We start from the raw sequence: 597 nt of genomic DNA, 5'->3' as shown, positions 1-597 counted from the left end.
TAGAATTAAACAAGCTTTCCCTCTAATTTTTATTATATCCCTTATAAATTTTGATAAAACCAATCTTTGTTCTATATCTAAATTTGCAAATGGTTCATCTATTAAATATACATCTGCATCTTTTATCAATGTACCAAAAGTATATACTGTCTGTAATTTTCCTCCAGATAATGTATTAACTTCTCTATCTAATAGATCAGAAATATTTAAAATTGATCAAAATATTCTTTATATTCTTCTTTATATTTTTCATTAAAACTCTTCAAAAATTGATTTACAGTTATATTATAATTCAATAAATCATAAAATTGAGGTTTATATGATATTGTTAAATTTTTTGATATATTTCCTTCATATTTTATTTCTCCAGCTAAAGTTTTTTCAAGAGTACTTTTTCCAATCCCATTTCTTCCAATTANTCCTATTATTTCATTTTCCCTTATATATCCAGGATTTGCTTCAAGCCTAAAATTATCTAAATTTACTATAATATTTCCCCATTCAACAATCTTTTTTCCAAGTTTTACATCAGTCTAACTTTTTACATCCAATCTTATCGGTTTATCACCTTATTTTTAAATTTTCTCTCTTTATAAA

Annotated in this window: 1 protein-coding gene; it reads right to left on the bottom strand. The window is 23.2% G+C overall.

The genetic code is table 11. From position 1 onward, the window contains the following. Positions 1-206: 206 nt before the first annotated feature. Positions 207-443: an ATP-binding cassette domain-containing protein gene (locus LUA84_RS04905; RefSeq protein WP_457913307.1), complete on the bottom strand. Its 237-nt coding sequence runs from the start codon at positions 441-443 to the stop codon at positions 207-209. Between the last annotated feature and the right edge of the window lie 154 nt (positions 444-597).

The sequence above is a fragment of the Candidatus Nanopusillus massiliensis genome (genome assembly GCF_920984865.1).
Note: the sequence above shows the minus strand (reverse complement) of the source record. Positions and strands in the feature narration are given on the sequence as shown.